Here is a 16,230-nt window from a genome sequence, read left to right on the forward strand (position 1 = left end):
CTGCCGACAGCGACGCGCCGTTTCCCGGTCCGCGGCCGGCGGGCAGGGTTCACGGCATGAGGCTACTGATGCTGGGCGGCACGGAGTTCGTCGGGCGCGCGGTCACGGACGCGGCGCTCGGCAGGGGATGGGACGTCACGGTGTTCCACCGCGGCCGCCACCCGGCACCGGGCGGGGTGCGGACGCTCACGGGCGACCGGACGGCGGGCGCGGTTGGGCTCGCTGCGCTGGCCGGCGGCACCTGGGACCTGGTCGTGGACACCTGGAGCGGCGCGCCCTCGGCGGTCCGGGACGCCGCCCGGGCGCTGGCGGGCAGAGCCGGGCACTTCAGCTATGTGTCCAGCAGGTCGGTGTACGGCCACCCCGCCCCGGCGGGCCTGCCGGAGGACGGCCCGCTCGTCGGGGGAGCCTCGCCCGACGCGGGCCCGGACGTCCCGTACGCCCTGGCCAAGCGGGGCGGCGAGCTCGCGGCGCTCGACGCCTTCGGAGACCGGGCACTGCTGGCGAGGGCCGGTCTGATCCTCGGCCCCGGCGAGAACATCGGCCGTCTGCCGTGGTGGCTGAACCGTATCGCCCGGGGCGGCCCGGTGATTGCCCCCGGACCACCGGACGCCGGACTGCAGTACATCGACGCACGCGACCTCGCGGCCTGGCTCCTCGACGCGGCGGAGAAGGGCCTGGGAGGGGCGTACAACACGGTGAGCCACCCCGGGCACACGACCATGGGCGCACTCCTCGACCACTGTGTCCGGGTCACGGGCTCGGACGCCGAACTGCGCTGGACCGAACCGCAGGTGCTCCTCGCGGCGGGCGTGGAGCCCTGGACCGGCCTGCCGGTCTGGCTGCCCGCGGGCGAGGACTACGACTTCCTGCACAGGGGCGACGTCACCAAGGCGCACGCGGCCGGACTCCGCTGCCGGCCCGTCGGTGAGACGGTCGCCGACACCTGGGCCTGGATACGCGATCTGGGTGGCGCGGTCCCGCACAGACCGGACCGGCCGGCCGTCGGCCTCGACGCGCGGACGGAGGCGAAGCTGCTCGGCGCCCCCGGCAGCGCTTAGCGTGGGCGGATGACCGAACAGCTGTTGCACCTCACGGAGAAGTCCCTCTGGGACGCGGCCCGATGCGTGGGCACGTACGAGATGTCGACCCGCGGCAGAACCCTGACGGAGGAGGGGTTCATCCACTGCTCCCTGCCCCATCAGCTGCCGTCCGTGGCGCGGGCGTTGTACGGGCCCGATCCCGGAGGTCTCGTGGTCCTCGTCATCGACGGCGAACGGCTCGGGTCGCCCGTGCGCTTCGAGGCCGTGAAGCCCGGTGGCGAGGAGTTCCCGCACATCTACGGACCGATCCCGGTGGACGCGGTCGTGGAGGTGCGCCCCTTCAGCGAGCACGCGGCGCGCGAGGAGGGCGGGACACCGTGATCAGCCCTCTCGTGGCGGTGACCGGAGCGAGCGGTGCGGTGGGCGGACGGGTGGCCGCGCGCCTGGCCCGGACGGGTGTCCCCGTCCGCCTCCTGGGCCGGGATCCGTCCCGGCTGCCCCGGCTGCCCGGCGCGGTCCTGGCGCCACCCGCCCCGTACGGCGACGGCGAGGCGATGCGCCGTGCGCTCCACGGGGCGCACACACTGTTCCTCGTCTCGGCGCACGAGAGCCCCGCACGGGTCCAGGAGCACACCACCGCCGTGGACGCGGCGGTCGCCGCCGGCGTCGAACGCATCGTGTACGTGTCGTTCCTCGGGGCCGCCCCGGACGCGACGTTCACCTTCGCCCGGGACCACTGGCACACCGAGGCGCACCTCCGGATGGCCGACGTGCGGCACACCTTCCTGCGCGACAGCTGGTACCTGGCGGGACTCCCCGCGATGACCGGCACCGACGGTGTCCTGCGCGGCCCCGGCGGCGACGGGCGGGTCGCGGCCGTCGCACACGAGGACATCGCGGACGCCGCGTCGGCCGTCCTGCTGGACGAGGGCACCGGCCACGACGGTGTGACGTACGACCTGACCGGACCCGAGGCGTTCACCCTCGCGGAGGCGGCCGAGGAGCTCAGCCGGATCACCGGCCGGACCGTCCGGTACGTCCCGGAGACCAGGGAGGAGGCGTACGCCTCGCGCGCACGCTACGGGGCCGAGGAGTGGGAGGTGGCCGGCTGGGTCACGTCGTACGAGGCCATCGCCGCCGGCGAACTGGACACCGTCTCGGACGCCGTCCCCCGGCTCACGGGCCGCCCCGCCGAGAGCCTGGCCACCTATCTGCGGGAGAACCCGGACAGCTGGCGGCACCTCGTCCCGGACGCGTGACATCTGCGGCGGGGACGCGCTGTCGGACCGCCGCACTGCGCCGGCACGATGGCGAACCACGCATGGGCGGCAGGCGCGTGGCTCGGAGCGTGGGCGTGGGACGACGTGGTCCCCCACCTCCACGCGACGGGACACGGCGCCTGCCCGGTCACCCTGTCCGGGCTCGGTGAGCGCGGAAGCCGGCCCGCAGGGCAGCGGACGCACGTCCAGGACATCGTCGACGAGGTGGAGCGCCGCGGGCTGAGCGACGTCGTGCCGGTGGGGCACATGCTGGTGGGACACAGCTACTCCGGCATCCCCGTCGGACAGGCGGCCGAGCGGATCGGTGACCGCCTGAACCGGGTGGTCTTCGTGGGCTCCGAAGTCCCCTCGGACAGCACGTCGTTCGCCGACCGCTCTGCTGCGTTCGGCTTCGGGCTGAGACCCGCCGGGTCCCTTCCGCCCTGACGCAATGTACGCGTTCGCCGTGGTCGATAAGCGTTCGCCGGAGGGGTCAGGTATCTCTACTTCCAGCCTTTAAGGGAAACCTCTCGGCCCCCCATGAAATACTGGTGGAGGGCGCTTGCGGTGGTGTCCACGAACTCTTCGGGGATGGCGTTGGCGTGGACCCAGCGGACCTGAGAATGCTTACGGGGTTCGCGGTTTTCGGGTTCACCTGTCCATTCGTGGGCGGTGAAGACGACGGTGAGGAAGCCGTTGGGGGCTTCGACGCCCCAGGCGCCGTGGATGATGTGGGCGACCTCGAGAGACTCGGGCTTCACGGTGAGGCCGGTCTCCTCATAGAGTTCGCGGACCGCAGTCTCGGTGATGGGCTCGCCGGGTTCGCTCTTGCCGACCGGCAGGTCCCACATACCTTGGGCGAACTTGGCGTTCTCGCTGCGTTTGAGTAGGACGACGCGGTTGGTGGCCCTGTCGTGGACGATGACCGCAGCGACCAGCAGGGTCATCGATTCGAGCGCCGGCTTGAGGGTCTTCGGCTGGTCGCCGGTCTGCTGGGGCATGGGGGTCCCTTCATACATAGGACTGATTGTCGAGCGAGGGCTCCGAGGGGCCGTCGTAGCACTTCCGCAGAAGAGATCAGTTCGGAAGGTTCGCCGACCTGTCTGTGCTCAGGAGCACGAGATCAACGTGCGGGAGGCTGCGCCACGGTTGATCCATCCGCAGGCTGCGTCCGTCAGGAGCGATTGCTTCGATGGTGTTGCCAGAGCCGTGCGGCGTTGAGCAAGTTCATTGTCCAGTCGTCTGGAGCGGAGCCCGCGATCTCCTCCCAGAGGTTCGCGCTGGCGTCAGCGAAGGCGTCCACTGCTCGGGATGGTGCCAATGCCCAGGCGGGAAGAGACGCGACCGTCTCCTCTGCGGCAGAAGGCGTGTGGCCAGCCGCGATGAGCCAGATGACCCAGTGGGCGGGATCCAACCAGGCGGCTCCGCGGGTGGCCCAGCCCCAGTCGACGAGGTGGGCGCGGTCGTGGGTGATGAGAACGTTGTGGTTGTTCCAGTCAGTGTGAAGCAGCGCGTTTCCTGCGAAAGCTTTCGCGTCGGCGGGATCGGCGACGTAGCCAGCCAGGCGTTGTTCGGCGTGCCGGAGTTCGATGTCAGGGCAAGGGAGAGAGGAGAGCTCTCTGAGGGTCCCGGTCACTTTGGGCAAGTCGGGGGAGCCTGGGGAGTAGTCGGCATGGTGGCCGTCGATAGCCTCAAAGCCGAGGAGATCCCAGCCGCCGGCAATGACGTGGAAGAGCAGGCGCGGGGCGAGCGGGGTCACGTACGGGTTGATGTCTGCCTCGCGTTGCTGCGTCCAGACCCATCGGTGATCGGCGCGCAGGCCCTTGAGGAAGACGACTCCGTCGGCGGTGTGTGCGAGTGCGGAGAGAGAGCTGTTGAGTCCGGTGCTGACGTTTTCGATCCTGAGAATCGAGCCGGTCTCGGCCTCGATGGCGATGCGAGCGCCAGAGGGAAGACCGGCGAAGGTGATGGAGGGTGCGGGCATGGCCGTCAGGTTTCCAGATCTACGCGCCAACAGGGGCCTCCGGCGCGAGGCGCTGCCGGAAGCCCCTGAAGGGATGGTCAGTTGTACGGGTTGTCGTCCCCGCAGCCAGGGGTGGTGGCCGCAGCGAAGGCATCCAGGTCGTCGATGAGGATGATCTCCGCATCAGGCTCGGACGGCGGGCGGATGGGGGCGATCTCGACTGCTACGGCGGTCATGGTTCAGCTCCTTGTAGTCGCGTGTTGGCAGTACCTGTCCAGTGGTGCCTTCGCCTCCTGGTAGACCTTGGCCAGCGGCCGGCAGATCCGGCAGGTGCCGGAGAGCTGGCAGCCGGTGCAGCCACCGGTGCGAAGCATCAGAGAGTCGGCGATGCCGCCGAGGCGGCTCAGGCCCTCGACTCCCGTGGTCATGAGGGGGATCGCTTCGTCACGGCCGACCTTGCAGATGGTCGCCATGCCGTGCGGGTCGACGTGGAAGAAGGTGTGGCCGGCGTTGCAGCCGTTGAAGGGTTCGCGATCTGCGAGGTGGTCCGGGGCCTGGGTGGCGAGGGTTTCCGCGCCGCCGTAGATGGTCGGCGACATGTGGGTGTATTCGCGGTACTGCAGGTCGTAGCGGCCGGCGAAGGCGCGCATCTGGTCGGCCTCATGGGCGTTGTGCCGCGTGATGATCAAGGCCAGATCGAGGGGTAGCCCAGCTTCGTGGGCTGCATCCAGTCCTTTGACGAACATGCGGTACGCGCCCCGGCGCCGGGTCAGCCCGTCGTAGGACTCTGCGGTGGCCCCGTACAGGCTGAGTGTGATCCGGTTCGGCCTCAAGCGGGTCAGCAGGGCGAGGTTCTTCGGTGCGGCAAGACGCGAGCCATTGGTGAGGATCTCGACCATCATGCCCAGCTCGTACGCCAGCCGGTACGTCTCGGGGAACAGCTTGTCGATCATCGGCTCACCGCCTGTGAGCTGGAGCCAAAGCACCCCCGAGTCCCTGATGGCGTGCAGCAGGCGCTCACGCTCAGGCCACTCCAGGCCGGCGAATCGCTTCAGGCCGAGGTAGCAGTGTTCGCAGTCGTAGTTGCAGCCGAGGTTCAGCTCGTACGAGGCGCGCCCGTATGCATACGGAGAGCGGGAACGAACCAGCACAGTTTCATCGAGGCGTCGGTCGTTGAGATCGATCTTCCAAGCCTGACGGGCCACGTCGGCCAGCCACGCGGGCACTCTTGAGGTACCCGATGCGGAGTGCAGTTCGTCGTACCGGGAGGCGGGAAGGCGTGCTGCCTTCGGGTTGCCCGGCCGTACGAGGAGGTGGTGGTCGAGGTACGGGGCAGCGATCAGCTCGTGCACACGGACTCCTCGCTCGGGCTGCTGAGGATCAGGCGGGCCCAGACGGTCTTGCCGATCGGGTGGCGGTCGTGGTGGCCGGTTTCTTCAGAGAGCGCTGCGACGAGAAGCAGGCCCCGGCCGCCTTCGTCGTCCTCCCCGGCCTGGATGGGGCGGGGAGGGGTGCGGCCGGCATCGGAGACTTCGACCAGGCAGTGTGGGCCGTCAACCGTCAGTCGAACTTCGAAGAGGTGCCCTCGTCTGCCGCCGTGTTCGACGGCATTGGCAGAGAGCTCTCCGCAGACGAGGACCACCCGGTCAATGCACTCCTGGCCGTATCCCCAGCTGGCGAGCGTCTTGGAGACGAGGGCGCGGGCCAGAGGCACGCACTTGCGTACCGGGCTGAACTGCATCTGCCACCGCAGCGGGGTGGTCTGTCGGTCGTACGTCGTCATCGCGTGCATCGCGTCCCCTCGTCGCGGGCGGGTTGTGGGACACAAGTTCACTGCCGCGACGATCACAGAGTCAGGTCACCGTGGTTACCCAACGTGGGTAATCTCGCTGGCAGTCGGTCCCATGGCAGCCCGTCCGGACGGGCGAGTGAGGGGGATGAGTGGCACGCTCGCAGGATCACCGGGCTCTGCCGGCCGGACTGCTGGCCAGTGCGGAGTGGCAGGAAGCCTGTCGCAGCAGGGACTTCGCCCGCATCTTCCGGCTGGTCAAGGTCAAGGCCGGGATCTATCCGTCGCGGGTCGCGGCACTGTGCGGCATGACGCCGAGCAGAGTCGGCGAAATCATGGCGGGCCGACGCGGCCTGGCACATATCGACGTGATCGAACGCGTCGCGGACGGCCTTCGCATCCCCGGTGCAATGCTCGGCCTGGCCCACCGCCCTTGGGAGATCCCTGCCTTCTCCATCACCGAGGAGAGGCCGCCCGAGCCACTTCCTGCTGTACCGCGCGAACCTCAGCGCACCGAAACGGCCGAGGAATTGGATGACCTTCTTGCCTTGGTCGACGGCCGTGCATCCCGTTCCACCCTCACGGCCCTGCGCTCCTCGGTCCAGGACTACTGGCGGCGCGACAACGCACACGGCGGCGCGACCCTGCGGCCGGCCGTCGTGGGGCATCTGCGCTATGTCGGCCGTCTACTCGATACCGCCGAGGCTGGCTTACGGCACGACCTCCAAGGGGTCGCGGCCGAGCTGGCACGGCTTTCCGGCTGGGCCTACTTCGACGCCCGTCAGTACAGCACCGCCCGCACCTACTTCACCCAGGCGCTCAAGCTTTCCCACACCCAAGGCGACAGCCTCTTCATGGCCAATGTGCTGTCCTGCATGAGCCTTCTGGCCACCTACGACGGCAACCCGAACGATGCCGTGGCCCTTGCATGCCGTGCCCAGGACGCCGCCCGCGCCGCCGGGGAACAGCCGCTCGTCATGTCGATGCTGCACTTGCGTGAAGCGTTCGCCCACGCTGCCCTTCGAGATGCTCAGGCTTGCCACCAGGCCGTTGATCGCTCCCGCGCGCAGTACGAACGCTCACGGGGATATGAGGCCGAGGCGCCTGACTGGGTCCAGTACTTCGACGAGACGAAACTCCTCGTGGACACAGGCATCGCATACGCGCGCCTCGGCGAACCAGCCCGCGCCGAACCCCTCATCGCCGAGGGCTTGCGTCGAGAAAATACCGACCAGCAGCGAGGCCGGGCCTTCCACGCCTACTGGCTGGCCAGCGCCCAGCTCCAGCTGGGCAAACTCGACGAGGCATGCACCAGCGCCGGCCTCGCCCTCGGCCTCGCCGCAGCCATTGACTCGCCACGAGTGAGCGGCCACGTCCAAGAGCTTCACCGCCGAATGCTGCCCTACGCACGCGAAGCGCCCGTCCTCGCCTTCGAGCAACGCATGCGCGAGGCCCTCGGCTGACCCCTTACGAGCCGCCGGTCGCCTCGTCCAGCAGCAGATACAGCAGACCGACCAGACTGCCACTGCTCACGATCTCGCGACGGTCGATCATGCCCCTGATCTCCGAGATCGGAACCCACTCGATTCGGTCTGACTCGTTCAATTCGGTCGGCGGGCCCGCATACGAGGCGGGCTCGGCACGAAAGACGAAGTGCTCGGAATCCGTGATGCCGTTCGCTGGTTGCGCGTACACGAGCGGCTTGACGCCCTTCACCCGCCAGCCGGTCTCCTCCTCGGCCTCGCGGGCGGCAGCCTGTTCCGGGGTCTCGTCGGCCTCGATGAGGCCCATCGGGAGCTCCCAGCCCCAGGTGTCGGTGATGAACCGGTGCCGCCACATCATCAGCACGCGCTTCTGGTCGTCGACCACGGCGGCTACGGCCAGGTGCCGCATCCGGACCACATGGTGTTCCCACCGCCGACCGTCAGGCTGCTGAACGTCGACAAGCCAGAGATTCACCCATGGGTTGTTGTAGATCTGCCGCTCGCCATGGACGGTCCACTGCATGAGCCCAACTCCCTTGTTTCAGTGAAGTATCCAGCATGTCACTTTGACGAGAATCCGACCGTCAGGTTGGGGATCATCGCCCACGCCGACAAGAGGGAGGAACTTTGGAGTCGGCAGGCACGACCGCTGGCATGCTCGGCTCTACAGCCATTGTGCTGTTTGCCTTCGCGGCTGCGAGTCGTCGGCTTGACGCGTTGTCGAGCCGCCAGATCAGCATCTGGGCCGGGTGGTCGGCGGTGTCGAGTTCACGTCCTTCGGCGGCTGCGGTGAGAACAGAGGCCGGCGAGTAGCTGCCAGCCTCTGCACGGCGCAGGGCAGTGGTCAGAGCAGGCCACGCGGGGTCGGCCAGGATTCGGTCGGCTTGGGCGGGGAGAGTCGCCCGCAGGATGCCTTCGTAGCGCGCGACAGCTTCGAGGTGCGGGGTTGCTCTTCAAGCACCTGTCCGATCAGCTCGCCCCCGGCAGTGTGCGAAACGTCTATGACGTCCTCGTGCGTCTCATGACGGCGGCCGTGGACGACAAGGTCATCGCCTCCAGCCCGTGCCGCCGGATCACCCTTCCGGTCATACCGGACGAGGAGGTCACCCCGGCCACGGTCGCGCAGGTCGAGGTGATGGCGCGTGTGATGCCGCCGTACATCCGGGCGGCCGTCGTCATGCTCGCCGGGTCAGGCTTGCGCATAGGTGAGTTGCTGGGCCTGAAGGTGTCGGACATCGACTTCACGGCCGGCAGCATTCGTGTGGAGCGGCAGCGGCTTCAGTCGGGGAAGGTCGGTCCGCCGAAGACCGCCAAGTCCCGGCGGACGGTTCCGGTCGGGGAGGTCGTCACCGACGCGCCCCTCGGGCATCTCGCCGCGCGCCCCTCCACGGAGTGGCTGTTCACGATGGAGGAGGGGGAACCGCTCAACTATCGACGGTGGAAGACCGAGTGGAACTGTGCCCGCAAGGCGCTCCAGGCGGCGGAGGGCCCGCGCTCATCGCGGGCGGGACGAGCGTCAAGCAAGTCCAGATGGTCCTCGGTCACGCCTCCGCCGTCATCACACTGCGGATCGACGCGCACCTGTGGCCTGGCGAAGAAGACCGCACCCGGTCCGTGAGGGACGCCGTTCTCGGCGGCCTGCGGACCGGGTGCGGACCGGTAGGCAGTCTGACCAGCGAAACCGCAGGTCAGACGGCCTAACCGTAGATCAGGCCTTCTTGGTCTCCCAGAAGATCTTGTCGATCTGGGCAATCAGGTCCAGAGCCTTCTGGCCCGTGGCCGGGTCGTTCGAGCCCTTGGCCGCGGAGAGCGCCTTCAGGGTGTCGTTGACCAGCTGGTGCAGCTCCGGGTACTTCTCGAAGTGCGGGGGCTTGAAGTAGTCGCTCCAGAGCACCGAGACGTGGTGCTTCGCGAGCTCGGCACGCTGCTCCTTGATCAGAACGGCGCGCGTGCGGAAGTCCGCGTCCTCATTGGCCTGGTACTTCTCCTGGACGGCCTTGACGGACTCCGCCTCGATGCGGGCCTGGGCCGGGTCGTACACACCGCAGGGCAGGTCGCAGTGGGCGCTGACCTTCACCTTGGGGGCAAACAGGCGGGAAAGCATGGGGCTGTCCTTCCTCGTGATCGTCTTCTCAGGTGGGACATTACTCCGTGGGAAGCCGCTTTTTGCGGCTGCCCCCTGGGGCTTAGGCCAAAAGTCCAAGGCGAGAATGCGACCAGTGGCCGAATGCACGGAGCGGTGTACTGGAGGATGGACCGGGAGGTGCCACTGATGCCGGAGCCGGCGCAGGAGCCGTTGAGCGGGCGGACGGCCCGAAAGTCGTTCCAGGTGGTGGAGGTGACGGGGCCGTCGATGGTGCCCACGCTCTACCACGGGGACTGGCTGCTCGTGCAGCACGGGGCACCGGTGCGCCCCGGGGACGTGGTCATCCTGCGTCACCCGTTCCAGCAGGACCTGCTGGTCGTGAAGCGTGCCGCCGAGCGGCGGGGGGCCGGGTGGTGGGTCCTCGGCGACAACTCGTTCGCGGGCGGGGACAGTACGGACTACGGGGCCGTGCCCGAGGAGCTCGTGCTGGCGCGTGCGCGGGCCCGTTACCGGCCGCTGAGGAAGGATCAGCGTTCGCTGCTCGGGCTGCTGGGCTGGGCCGTGTCGGCGGTGCGGAGGGTCTCGCCCGACCGCTCCGTCTCCAGGCGTTTGCGGGCCCGGTAGGCGGCGACGTTGGCCCGGGTCGCGCAGCGGTCCGAGCAGTAGCGGCGCGAGCGGTTGGTCGAGGTGTCGAGGTAGGCGTTGCGGCACGGTGCCGCCTCGCACAGGCCGAGCCGGTCCACCCCGTGCGACGTGAGGTGGAACGCGAGCCCCATGGCCGCGATGGCCGCGTACCCCGCCGTCGCGTTCGACGGATGGTCGGCCAGGTGCATGTGCCAGTCCGGCTTGCCGTCGTCGTCCCGTGTGTCGTGGCCCGAGATCTGCGGGCTCACGGGGAACTCCAGCAGCAGCGAGTTGAGCAGGTCGACCGCGAGGGTCTCCTCGCCGCCGTCCGCCGCCTCGAAGACCGTCCGCAGCCGCGCCCGCACGGAACGGAAACGGGTGACGTCCGTGTCCGTCGCCCGGCGGGCCGCCTGGGCGTTGGCGCCGAACAACTCGCGGACGGACTCGACCGTCGTCAGTGAGTCCTTGCCGCGGGCCGGCTCCTCGGTGTTGACCAGACGCACGGCGTAGTCCGAGTAATAGGCCAGTTCCACTTGTAGTCCTTACGGCGGTCGGTCTATGGTCGGGGTGGCGACCAGTGTAATGGGTGGTCGCCAGGCATGAGTATTACGATGTGCATCGATGCTGACGGAGGTCAGAGTGACGGCGACGGATACCGACTGGCGGTCCTGGCAGGAGAGCTGGGACCGGCAGCAGGAGTGGTACATGCCGGACCGCGAGGAGCGGTTCCGGGTGATGCTGGACATGGTCGAGGCGGTCGTCGGACCCGAGCCGAGGGTGCTCGACCTCGCCTGCGGTACGGGCAGTATCACGGACCGGCTCCTCAAGAGGTTCCCCAGGGCCACCAGCACGGGCGTCGACCTCGATCCCGCGCTGCTCGCCATCGCGCGCGGCACCTTCGCCGGCGACGACCGGGTCACCCTCGTCACCGCCGACCTCAAGGACCCGGCCTGGACCGGCCGGCTTCCGCACACCTCGTACGACGCGGTGCTCACCGCCACCGCCCTGCACTGGCTGCACAGCGAGCCGCTGGCGGCACTGTACGGCCAGATCGGGGGCCTGGTCAGGGACGGCGGCGTGTTCATGAACGCGGACCACATGATCGACACCGACACCCCTCGCATCAACGCGGCCGAACGCGCCCGGCGGCACGCCGTCATGGACCGGGCCAAGGCCGCGGGTGCCGTGGACTGGAGCGAGTGGTGGGCCCTGATGGCGAAGGACCCGGCCCTCGCGGCACCCACCGCCGAACGGTTCGAGATCTACGGCGAACACGCGGACGGCGACATGCCCTCCGTCCACTGGCATGCCCGCACCCTCCGCGAGTCCGGCTTCGGAGAGGCCCGGGCGGTCTGGGCCTCTCCGTCGGACAGCATGGTGCTCGCGGTGAAGTAGCTTCCGCGCCGGACAGTGGCGCCCGCGACGTGAGGAGGGCGGTACGGACCCGGTCCGTACCGCCCTCCTCACGTCGCTCGTGCGGTGCTACAGCACCTTCGAGAGGAACGACTTCGTCCGGTCGTGCTGCGGATTGGTCAGGACATCGCGCGGGTGGCCGGATTCGACCACGACGCCGTCGTCCATGAAGACCAGCGCGTCGCCCACCTCGCGGGCGAAGCCCATCTCGTGCGTGACGACGACCATCGTCATGCCCTCCTCGGCCAGTCCGCGCATGACGTCAAGGACGTCGCCGACCAGCTCGGGGTCGAGCGCGGAGGTCGGCTCGTCGAAGAGCATCAGCTTGGGCTCCATGGCGAGCGCACGGGCGATCGCCACGCGCTGCTGCTGACCGCCGGAGAGCTGGGACGGGTAGTTCTTCGCCTTGTCGGCGAGGCCCACCCGGTCCAGAAGCCGCTCCGCGCGAGCCCGGGCGACGGCCTTCGCCTCGCCCTTGACCTGGACCGGGGCCTCCATGACGTTCTCGATCGCCGTCATGTGGGGGAACAGGTTGAACCGCTGGAAGACCATGCCGATGTCCCGGCGCTTCAGCGCGACTTCGCTGTCCTTGAGCTCGTAGAGCTTGTCGCCCTTCTGGCGGTATCCCACCAGCTCGCCGTCCACGTAGAGGCGACCCGCGTTGATCTGTTCCAGGTGGTTGATGCACCGCAGGAACGTCGACTTGCCCGAACCCGACGGGCCGATCAGGCAGAACACCTCGCGGGGCGCGACCTCGAGGTCGATGCCCTTGAGGATGTGCGCGGGGCCGAAGGACTTGTGCACGCCCTCGGCCTTCACCATGGCGGTCATGCGGCGCCTCCCTTCGGGCGGCCCAGCGACAGCAAGTTGGCCCTGATCTTCTGGATCGGAGTCTGCGGCAGGCTCCGGCTGGAACCGCGTGCGTAGTGGCGCTCCAGGTAGTACTGGCCCACGCTCAGGACCGAGGTCATGATCAGATACCAGGCCGCGGCGAGGAAGTACATCTCCACAGGTGCGCCGGAGTTCTGCCCGATGTCCTGGGCATAACGGAAGAGTTCCGAGAACTGCACGGCGGCCACCAGGGAGGTCGTCTTCAGCATGTTGATGACCTCGTTGCCCGTCGGCGGCACGATCACGCGCATCGCCTGCGGGATGACCACACGACGCAGCGTCTTGCTGTGGCTCATGCCCAGCGCGTGCGATGCCTCGGTCTGACCCTCGTCGACCGAGAGCAGGCCGGCCCGGCAGATCTCCGCCATGTACGCGGCCTCGTTGAGGCCGAGTCCGAGAAGGGCGGTCAGCAGGGGTGTCATGAAGGACGACCACTCGTCCTTGTAGATCGGCCCGAGGTTGATGTATTCGAAGACCAGACCCAGGTTGAACCAGACGAACAACTGGACCAGGACCGGTGTACCCCGGAAGAACCAGATGTAGGACCACGCGATGGACGAGGTCACCGGGTTCTTTGACAGCCGCATCACCGCGAGCATGATGCCGCCGACGATACCGATGGCCATCGAGAGGACGGTCAGCAGCAGCGTCTGGCCCACGCCCCGGATGATCCGGTCGTCGAAGAAGTAGTCCGGGATCGCACCCCAGTTGATGTCGCCCTGCGCGAACGCGTAGACGAGCGCGGCCAGCAGGCCGATGGCGACGACCGCCGAGACGTACCGGCCGTAGTGACGCACCGGTATGGCCTTGATCGCCTCCGGCCCCGCCGACGGGATGGGCGGGGTGGGCGGGGTGTCCGCCGGATCCGCCGTCTTGATGTCAGTCACAGATGATGCCTTTCAGCGCCGGTCCCCGGTCAGGACCCGCCGTTGATCTTGGCCTCGGTGACCGCGCCCTCGTCGACGCCCCACTTGGAGATGACCTTCGCGTAGTCGCCGTTCTTGATGACCGCGTTCAGGGCCGCCTCGATCGCCTTGGTGAGCTCGTCGTTGCCCTTGGCGACCGCGATGCCGTACGGGGCGGCCTCGACCTGCTCGCCGACCAGCTGGAAGTCCTTGCCGCCGCCCGAGGTCTTCACCGCGTACGCCGCCACCGGGAAGTCCGAGGAGCCGGCGTCGGCGCCGCCGCCGCGCAGCCGGGTCTGGGCCTCCAGGTCGTTGTCGAACGCCTCGATGGAGATCTTGCCCTTGCTGCCGCACTTGGTGCTCTCGGCCTTGGCGAGGTCGTGGGAGACCGTGCCGCGCTGGACGACCAGCTTCTTGCCGCAGAGGTCCGACCAGGTGCTGATGCCCTTGTCGTCGCCCTTCTTGGTGTAGATGGAGACGCCCGCGGTGAAGTAGTCGATGAAGTCGACGCCCTCGCCGACCTTCTTCTTCGTCTCGGAGTCGACTCCGTCCTGGCGGTCCTTGGTGTCGGTCATGGCCGACATCGCCAGGTCGTAGCGCTTCGAGCGCAGGCCGGTGAGGAGCGTGTCGAACGTGCCGTTCTCGAAGACGAACTTCACGCCGAGCTGCTTGCCCAGGGCGTCCGCCAGGTCGGGGTCTATGCCGACCGTCTTGCCGGACTTGTCCTTGAACTCGACCGGCGGGTAGGCGATGTCGGATCCGACCTTGATCTCACCCTTGTCCTTGACGGACTGGGGAAGGAGGTCGGCGAGCGGCGCGTCCTTGGTCGCGGAGGCGCCCGAGTCCTTCTTGGTCGCGCTGTCGGTCTGGTCGCCACAGGCGGTCAGCAGCAGGGTGCCCGCGACCGCGACTGCGCAGACCGCGGCGATCCGGGACGTTGCGGTCGAACGACAGAGGGTGCTTGCGGTCATGGTCGGAATCCTCCGGCGGTGAGAGTGCAGGTCAGGTGGATACGCACGCACCTTCGAGTGTCGCCACCTTGCGTGATTAGGGCATCTTGCCATTCGGACTCACCCAATCAGGGGGCCGGTCATGTCAAAATCGCGTAACGGGAGACCCCCGAACCCCAACGGGCCGGTGCCGCAGGGCGGGACCTTCTGCGGGGAAGCGAGCGTTGCTCCGGAGAATCTCCGGTGCGTCTCAACCGACGGACGACCTTTGTAGCCCTTAGTGGACTTGTCCAGATTTTCGGCTATGAGTCATCTCACCGAGTCGATTCCGACTCGTAAGAGGCCGGGTCCGTCCGGTAAGAAAGACCTTTACACCCCTCATCCGGGGCTCAGGGCGCGTGTGCGGCGCGCCCGCGCGTATGTGTCTCCCCTGCCGGAGCGGGCCAACCGCTCGGTGCCGGGAACGTACGCGGTGCCCGCCCACCCCTCCTCAACCAGGAGTGGCCACCCTCAAATGATGAAGACTTAAGGGGTCAACACAATGGCAGCGGAGATCGTCAATCCTCGCAGCGACAGCAAGACGCACGGCACGGCCGGTTCGGACGGACTCAGCGGTGCGGACGAGCCCTTCGACCCGGCCTTCGCCCTTCACCGCGGCGGGAAGATGGCCGTGCAGGCCACCGTTCCGATCCGCGACAAGGACGACCTGTCCCTCGCCTACACGCCCGGCGTCGCGAAGGTGTGCAGCGCCATCGCCGAGCATCCCGAACTCGTCCACGACTACACCTGGAAGTCGCAGGTCGTGGCCGTCGTGACGGATGGCACCGCCGTCCTCGGCCTGGGGGACATCGGTCCCGAGGCATCCCTCCCGGTGATGGAGGGCAAGGCGATCCTCTTCAAGCAGTTCGGCGGGGTCGACGCGGTGCCGATCGCGCTGGCCACGACCGACGCCGACGAGATCGTCGACACCGTCGTGCGCCTGGCACCGTCCTTCGGCGGGGTCAACCTGGAGGACATCTCGGCACCCCGGTGCTTCGAGATCGAGCGCAAGCTCCAGGAGCGCCTCGACATCCCGGTCTTCCACGACGACCAGCACGGCACGGCCGTGGTGACGCTCGCCGCCCTGCGCAACGCCACGAAGCTGTCCGGCCGGACGCTCGGTGACCTGCGCGCCGTCATCTCCGGCGCGGGCGCGGCGGGTGTGGCCATCGCGAAGTTCCTGCTGGAGGCGGGCGTCGGCGATGTCGCCGTCGCCGACCGCAAGGGCATCGTCAGCAGCGACCGCGACGACCTCACCGAGGTCAAGCGCGAACTGGCGGAGATCACGAACCGGGCCGGGATCACGGGCTCCCTGGAGCAGGCGCTCGCGGGCGCCGACGTCTTCATCGGCGTCTCCGGCGGTACGGTCCCCGAGCCGGCCGTCGCCTCAATGGCGCCCGGCGCGTTCGTGTTCGCCATGGCCAATCCGAACCCCGAGGTCCACCCCGACGTCGCGCACAAGTACGCGGCCGTCGTGGCGACCGGACGGTCGGACTACCCGAACCAGATCAACAACGTGCTGGCGTTCCCCGGCATCTTCGCGGGCGCCCTGCAGGTCCGCGCCTCCCGGATCACGGAGGGCATGAAGATCGCGGCGGCGAACGCCCTGGCGGACGTCGTCGGTGACGAACTCGCCGCGGACTACGTGATCCCGTCGCCGTTCGACGAGCGGGTCGCCCCCGCCGTCACCGCCGCCGTCGCGGCGGCGGCCCGGGCGGAAGGTGTGGCCAGGCGCTGACACCGGACACGGCGGGCCGGAGCCGCCACGGAACCGCAGAGCGGTT

General features: G+C 68.5%; 18 protein-coding genes and 2 pseudogenes. 9 read left to right on the forward strand and 11 right to left on the reverse strand.

Features of this window, described 5'->3' with window-relative positions:
- Positions 1-56: 56 nt before the first annotated feature.
- The 4 genes and pseudogenes from ACFYY2_RS18370 to ACFYY2_RS18385 form a co-directional block, all read left to right on the forward strand.
- The gene (locus ACFYY2_RS18370) at positions 57-1,061 is read left to right on the forward strand and encodes an NAD-dependent epimerase/dehydratase family protein (RefSeq protein ID WP_388743747.1); all 1,005 of its coding nucleotides are present in this window, start codon (positions 57-59) and stop codon (positions 1,059-1,061) included.
- Positions 1,062-1,070: 9 nt separating this feature from the next.
- Positions 1,071-1,424, forward strand: coding sequence for a DUF952 domain-containing protein (locus ACFYY2_RS18375; RefSeq protein ID WP_388743749.1), 354 nt, complete (start codon positions 1,071-1,073; stop codon positions 1,422-1,424).
- Positions 1,421-2,302 (forward strand): SDR family oxidoreductase, encoded by an 882-nt coding sequence (locus ACFYY2_RS18380; protein WP_388743752.1) that lies wholly within the window; start codon positions 1,421-1,423, stop codon positions 2,300-2,302. The genes ACFYY2_RS18375 and ACFYY2_RS18380 overlap by 4 nt, the downstream gene beginning before the upstream one ends.
- A 48-nt stretch (positions 2,303-2,350) precedes the next feature.
- Positions 2,351-2,689 (forward strand): annotated as a pseudogene (locus ACFYY2_RS18385) (alpha/beta fold hydrolase); the annotation flags it as partial.
- 116 nt (positions 2,690-2,805) lie between these two features.
- On the opposite strand, the gene ACFYY2_RS18390 reads toward ACFYY2_RS18385, so the two are convergent.
- From ACFYY2_RS18390 to ACFYY2_RS18410, 5 genes are all read right to left on the reverse strand, one after another.
- Complete coding sequence (locus ACFYY2_RS18390) at positions 2,806-3,303, reverse strand: NUDIX domain-containing protein (protein ID WP_388743754.1); 498 nt, start codon at positions 3,301-3,303, stop codon at positions 2,806-2,808.
- A 173-nt stretch (positions 3,304-3,476) separates the two neighbouring features.
- Positions 3,477-4,286, reverse strand: a complete 810-nt coding sequence (locus ACFYY2_RS18395; RefSeq protein ID WP_388743757.1) for an aminoglycoside phosphotransferase — start codon at positions 4,284-4,286, stop codon at positions 3,477-3,479.
- A 77-nt stretch (positions 4,287-4,363) separates the two neighbouring features.
- A complete protein-coding gene (locus tag ACFYY2_RS18400; protein WP_388743760.1) occupies positions 4,364-4,501 on the reverse strand; it encodes a hypothetical protein in 138 nt (45 codons plus the stop codon).
- Between the two features lie 3 nt (positions 4,502-4,504).
- A complete protein-coding gene (locus ACFYY2_RS18405) occupies positions 4,505-5,617 on the reverse strand; it encodes a radical SAM protein (RefSeq protein ID WP_388743763.1) in 1,113 nt (370 codons plus the stop codon).
- Positions 5,605-6,057 (reverse strand): ATP-binding protein, encoded by a 453-nt coding sequence (locus tag ACFYY2_RS18410; RefSeq protein ID WP_388743766.1) that lies wholly within the window; start codon positions 6,055-6,057, stop codon positions 5,605-5,607. The genes ACFYY2_RS18405 and ACFYY2_RS18410 overlap by 13 nt, the downstream gene beginning before the upstream one ends.
- Before the next feature lie 149 nt (positions 6,058-6,206).
- Here ACFYY2_RS18410 and ACFYY2_RS18415 point away from each other — a divergent pair, with 149 nt between their 5' ends.
- Positions 6,207-7,517 carry a helix-turn-helix domain-containing protein gene (locus ACFYY2_RS18415; protein WP_388743769.1) on the forward strand — a complete coding sequence of 437 codons (1,311 nt, stop codon included), beginning with the start codon at positions 6,207-6,209 and terminating at the stop codon, positions 7,515-7,517.
- A gap of 4 nt (positions 7,518-7,521) precedes the next feature.
- On the opposite strand, the gene ACFYY2_RS18420 is transcribed toward ACFYY2_RS18415, so the two are convergent.
- Positions 7,522-8,061, reverse strand: a complete 540-nt coding sequence (locus ACFYY2_RS18420; RefSeq protein ID WP_030730888.1) for an NUDIX hydrolase — start codon at positions 8,059-8,061, stop codon at positions 7,522-7,524.
- Between the two features lie 423 nt (positions 8,062-8,484).
- Between ACFYY2_RS18420 and ACFYY2_RS18425 the strand changes: the two are divergent.
- A pseudogene (locus ACFYY2_RS18425) lies at positions 8,485-9,239 on the forward strand (tyrosine-type recombinase/integrase); the annotation flags it as partial.
- 7 nt (positions 9,240-9,246) lie between these two features.
- Here the strand turns inward: ACFYY2_RS18425 and sodN are convergent.
- Positions 9,247-9,642, reverse strand: coding sequence for a superoxide dismutase, Ni (gene sodN, locus ACFYY2_RS18430; RefSeq protein ID WP_033298259.1), 396 nt, complete (start codon positions 9,640-9,642; stop codon positions 9,247-9,249).
- 168 nt (positions 9,643-9,810) lie between these two features.
- Between sodN and sodX the strand changes: the two genes are divergently transcribed.
- Positions 9,811-10,248: a nickel-type superoxide dismutase maturation protease gene (gene sodX / locus ACFYY2_RS18435; protein ID WP_388743774.1), complete on the forward strand. Its 438-nt coding sequence runs from the start codon at positions 9,811-9,813 to the stop codon at positions 10,246-10,248.
- Here the strand turns inward: sodX and ACFYY2_RS18440 are convergent.
- Positions 10,152-10,781, reverse strand: a complete 630-nt coding sequence (locus ACFYY2_RS18440) for a CGNR zinc finger domain-containing protein (RefSeq protein ID WP_388743777.1) — start codon at positions 10,779-10,781, stop codon at positions 10,152-10,154. The two genes, sodX and ACFYY2_RS18440, sit on opposite strands and share 97 nt — an antisense overlap.
- An 88-nt stretch (positions 10,782-10,869) precedes the next feature.
- On the opposite strand from ACFYY2_RS18440, the gene ACFYY2_RS18445 reads away from it, so the two are divergent.
- Positions 10,870-11,643, forward strand: coding sequence for a class I SAM-dependent methyltransferase (locus ACFYY2_RS18445; RefSeq protein WP_388743780.1), 774 nt, complete (start codon positions 10,870-10,872; stop codon positions 11,641-11,643).
- 87 nt (positions 11,644-11,730) lie between these two features.
- Here ACFYY2_RS18445 and ACFYY2_RS18450 read toward each other — a convergent pair whose 3' ends face one another.
- The 3 genes from ACFYY2_RS18450 to ACFYY2_RS18460 are packed head-to-tail and all read right to left on the reverse strand — an operon-like array spanning position 11,731 to position 14,428.
- Positions 11,731-12,492 (reverse strand): amino acid ABC transporter ATP-binding protein, encoded by a 762-nt coding sequence (locus ACFYY2_RS18450; RefSeq protein WP_388743783.1) that lies wholly within the window; start codon positions 12,490-12,492, stop codon positions 11,731-11,733.
- Positions 12,489-13,439, reverse strand: coding sequence for an amino acid ABC transporter permease (locus tag ACFYY2_RS18455; protein WP_388743789.1), 951 nt, complete (start codon positions 13,437-13,439; stop codon positions 12,489-12,491). Before ACFYY2_RS18455 ends, ACFYY2_RS18450 begins: the two co-directional genes overlap by 4 nt.
- Positions 13,440-13,468: 29 nt before the next feature.
- The gene (locus tag ACFYY2_RS18460) at positions 13,469-14,428 is read right to left on the reverse strand and encodes an ABC transporter substrate-binding protein (protein ID WP_388743791.1); all 960 of its coding nucleotides are present in this window, start codon (positions 14,426-14,428) and stop codon (positions 13,469-13,471) included.
- A 520-nt stretch (positions 14,429-14,948) separates the two neighbouring features.
- On the opposite strand from ACFYY2_RS18460, the gene ACFYY2_RS18465 reads away from it, so the two are divergent.
- Positions 14,949-16,184: an NADP-dependent malic enzyme gene (locus tag ACFYY2_RS18465; protein ID WP_388743793.1), complete on the forward strand. Its 1,236-nt coding sequence runs from the start codon at positions 14,949-14,951 to the stop codon at positions 16,182-16,184.
- Positions 16,185-16,230: the final 46 nt, after the last annotated feature.

This window comes from Streptomyces sp. NPDC001822, assembly GCF_042892135.1.
Taxonomy (GTDB): domain Bacteria; phylum Actinomycetota; class Actinomycetes; order Streptomycetales; family Streptomycetaceae; genus Streptomyces.